This window comes from Bradyrhizobium sp., assembly GCF_049512235.1.
Classification (GTDB): Bacteria; Pseudomonadota; Alphaproteobacteria; order Rhizobiales; family Xanthobacteraceae; genus Bradyrhizobium.
This window is the reverse complement of the sequence record NZ_JBEKXH010000546.1, coordinates 1-4,003: the sequence shown is the minus strand read 5'-3', so window position 1 is coordinate 4,003 and position 4,003 is coordinate 1. Positions and strand designations below refer to the sequence as shown.

Annotated in this window: 3 protein-coding genes; all 3 read right to left on the bottom strand. The window is 65.8% G+C overall.

From position 1 onward, the window contains the following. Positions 1–1,337, bottom strand: a 1,337-nt coding sequence (locus tag ABSG20_RS31420) for a M50 family metallopeptidase (RefSeq protein ID WP_423868339.1), incomplete at its 3' end; no start/stop codon positions are given. Next, entirely contained in the window at positions 1,337–2,698 is a 1,362-nt protein-coding gene (locus ABSG20_RS31415) for an efflux RND transporter periplasmic adaptor subunit (protein WP_423868338.1), read from the bottom strand. The genes ABSG20_RS31415 and ABSG20_RS31420, both read right to left, overlap by 1 nt. A gap of 456 nt (positions 2,699–3,154) precedes the next feature. Further along, the coding region (locus ABSG20_RS31410; protein WP_423868337.1) for a putative Ig domain-containing protein at positions 3,155–4,003 on the bottom strand (849 nt) is incomplete at its 5' end.

Genomic DNA, 4,003 nt, shown 5'->3' with positions numbered 1-4,003 from the left:
CCGGAGCGCCAGGGCACCAGAACGAGCGCCGTAAGCGCCATGGCGCCGGTTGCGGTGAGCAGGGTTCGCCTGCTCATGTGAATCTCGGAACGCCGCCGCCACCAGACCAGAAACTCCGACACGACCGGCCGCACCAGGAAGAAACCTAACTCGACCGCCATCATGGCGACGCCAAGCACCTTGACCGCGAAATGATAGACGATCGCCGCGATGCCGAGGAAGAGCGAGAACCGGTAGAACCAGGTCAGATAGGCAAAGAACACCAGAAGTCGCCGCCGCGAGGCCGGCAAGTCCTCGGGCGGCTCATCGCCCAATCCGAGCAGTTTCTCCCGCATCCACCAACGCGCCAGCGCGAACGCCCTGGCGTGCAGATTGGGGGTCTCGAGTATGTCGGACAGCACGTAATAGCCGTCATAGCGCATGAACGGACTGAGATTGATCAAGACCGTCGTGATCCAGGTCGAGGTCGCGACCAGGAATGCCGCGCTGCGCACCGGACCGTTGGGCAGGAAGCCCCAGGCGCACATCGCAATCGCCGCGCAGCACAGCTCGGCGGCGACGCCGGCGATCCCGATCGCGATGCGCTGGCGGCGGGCGGTGAGTTTCCAGGATTCGTTGACGTCGGTATAGAGCACCGGCACCATCACCAGCAGCGCAATCCCCATGGTCGGCACCCGCAAACCGAAGCGCTTGGCGGTGTAGGCGTGGCCGAGTTCATGCACGAATTTGAGGAAACCGAGCGTAAGCGCAAACCAGATCGCGCCTTGCGCCGTGAACATGTCGACGAAAGTGTCGAGGAAGACGTCCCACTGGCGCGCCACGAGATAGAGCCCGACCAGCCCGATCAACAGGATCGTCAGCGCGACGCCGCGGCTGTAGAGCTTCTCGACATACGGTGAACTCGCGGTGAGAAACCGATCCGGCCGCAACAGCGGAATGCGCGTGAACAGATAATTGTGCAACAGCCATTGGCCCACACTTGTTCGCTGCCGCTTCGCCTTGCCGACCAGGTTCGCGGTGCCCTGCGGCGTCGTCACCCGCAACAGATCGCAGGCGAACAGAAAACGGGCAAGCTCGTCGACGTCCTCGCGTTCGATCCGCAGTGTCGTCTCCTGATTGACCCGATCGACCACCGCATCTGCGGTCGCGCCATTCCAGCGCGAGATGATCTCGAATTCCGGCCAGCCGAGGCGGTAGAAGCGATTGCGCGCGGGATCGTGCAGGGTATAGCTCGGCGAGCCGTCGAGCGCGGCGGGGCCCGGAAAGATCGCGATCTCTTCCCGCAACGGCAGCAGCGCCGTCGCGCGCTTGGCTTCAATCGCGGCCGCGGTCGCCATCACCAGCCCAGGAACTGCCGCGCCGCGGCCAGCGGCCGGCGCGCCAGATAATAGAACAGCGTCACCTTCTCGCCGTAGATTTTCGCCGTGCCCCTGAGCCCGATGCGCGGCATGCGGCCGGCCTCGTCAAGCGTGGCCTTGAGCCGGTAGCCGAGCAAATTGGCGGGCGACAAGCTTGCCTCGTAGCTGGTCTGGCGCAGCGTGGCGTGCAACGGCGAACCCGGAGAAATGTTGAGGAAGAATTCGACGTCGGCGCCGGGCTTGAGCGTGATCGCGTCGGCAATCGGCAGCCAGATTTCGAGTTCGCCTTGGGTCGGATCGGCGATCTCGAGCAGCCGCTCGCCGATCGTCACTGGCCGGCCAATCCAGTCGTTGGGATCGTCGAACAGCGCCAGCCCGTCACGGCTCGCCGTGACATGAATGCGATCGAGCAGCGACTGGGCATAGCTGACATCGGTGCGGCGCTGATCGGCGCGGGCCTTAAGCACGGTGAGCTTGGCCCGGCTCTTGTCGTCGAACAAGGCTTCCTGGGCGGCCTGGCGGTACTCGGCTTCCGCCACCGCCAGCGCCTTGGTGGCGACATCGAGCTTGTTCTGGATCGCGCGCGGATCGAGCTCGAGCAGCGTCTGCCCCCGCCTGACCGGTGCGTTGGGCTCGACCGTGAAATGATCGACGACGCCCTCCAGCGGAGCGCGCACGATAGTCGGCTTGAACGGCACTACTTCGGCGGGCGCCAAGGCTGACAGCGTGATCGGCAGAAACATGACGCCGATCAAGGCCGCGGCAATGGCGAGCTTGAGAAAGCGCCGCCCACCCCAGATCCGGCTCGCGAGCGAGCGCCGGCGGCCGCCGAGAAATCCGGCCCAGGCATGGGCAAAGCTGTCGGCGAGTTCGCCGGTGATGTGACGCTCGCCATCGCTCCATGGCTGTTCCCGGGCCAACAGAAGGCCGCCGAGGACATGGTTGGCGTCGAGCGCCAGTGGCACCCACAGCGCGTGCCCCGGAAGCCATTCGGCCCACTCCCCGCCGAGCGCGCCGGACAAATCCGCGGCGCCGACGGTCCGCGGCGCATCGGCTGCGCCGGGATCGAGCCGTGCGAGCGCGCGGTTGAGCCAGAGCGTGATCGGCGCATTGCGCTCCACCACCGCGCTGCCCGAAATCGCCACGACGCCGCCGTGCCCTTTGCCCTCGCGGCGCCACAGCACCGCCTGGCGGTAGGGCACCAGGGCGTTGGTCTCGTTGACCATGACGAAGGCCAGCTCCTGCGCGGTTGCGGCATGGCGCGCGCGCTTGCCGAGCTGGACCAGCGTGCTAAGCCCGAATAACTGGGCCTCGATGTTGCTCGCGGCGACATGCTTCATCGGACCTGGCCTATCTTTTCAATGCAATCGTAGGGTGGGCAAAGCCAGCGGACCGCGCGCACGCGCGGGTCGGTGGCGTGCCCACCATCTCTCTCGCGCGTGAAACGGTGGGCACGGCGCGAAGGGCGCCTTTGCCCACCCTACGCGCCGGCGCCGACGTCGAAGCGGGGCGACCACAAGGGTCGCCCCTACGTGATCGGCATGGCGTAGGGGCACCGCTCGTGGGTGCCCTGCCTGAACCATCCTCGCTATTTCGCGAAGCCATGGCATCCTGAGTTGCGACCGCTCCTATAAAATATCGAAAACAACCCCATGCAAAGTAGCAGGGGGACGCCGGCGCCGACGTCGACGTCGAAGCAGGGCGACCACAAGGGTCGCCCCTACGTGATCGGCATGGCGTAGGGGCGCCCCTTGTGGGCGCCCTGTTCGAACCATCCATTGTGCCGCTGCGCCCCATCACCGCCACCCGGCAACTCCCAGCCGCAGGCTGTCGAGCAACGCATTCCGCTCAGCGGTCGCGCCGTGCCAGCCGAGGGTCTTGATCTGGTCGCTGAGCCCGGCGCGGCCGGCGGGCGGATGGTCGTTGCCGTGATCGCCGTGGACGCGGCCGATGTCGAAAGTCGCCACGTCGTGCCACAGTACGCGATCCATGGCGTGGAGCGGAGCGAGCTCGCGATGCGATCCAGGCGCCAGATCGATGGCGTGATCGCGGCCTCGCAGGTTGGTCGCAAAGGGCTCGACGAACCCATCGCCGGGCGACAGATTCCAGCCGTGTTGTTCGCTGCCGTGCCGCTTCAGCTCGCTGCTGTGCCGCTTCAGCTCCGAGATGTCGATGGTGAAATCGGTGATCGCCAAATTACCTTTGGAGTCGCGGGCCACCACCTCGATCGTGATCGACTGAAGAAGCGTCGAGGGAACGTGGGTGTCGAGCGGTTGACCGGTGCTATTCCCGCCGTCGGGTCCGATGCTGCCGGTAGCGTTATTCTCGGGCAGCAGGCCGGCGAACTGGCCGGTATCGCCGTCGAACTGCAGCCAGGCCGGCAACGGCCTCCCATCAGCCAAGGTAGCGGTGACCGAAACCACGTCGCCGTCCAGCGCGGCGTCAAGCTGGCTCAATGGCAGGTTGAAGGTAATCGCCCCGTTGTCGGCGACGGTGGCATGGACATCGACGTGGACCACATAGGCATCGGGGTGGAACGGGGAGAAGTCGTTGAAGAAGTTGCCTTCACCCTGCAGGTTCGCGTTGATGACCAAGGCGGAGAAATCGCCAAACTGGCTATGGCCGGGGCTGTCCGGGATCGGGCT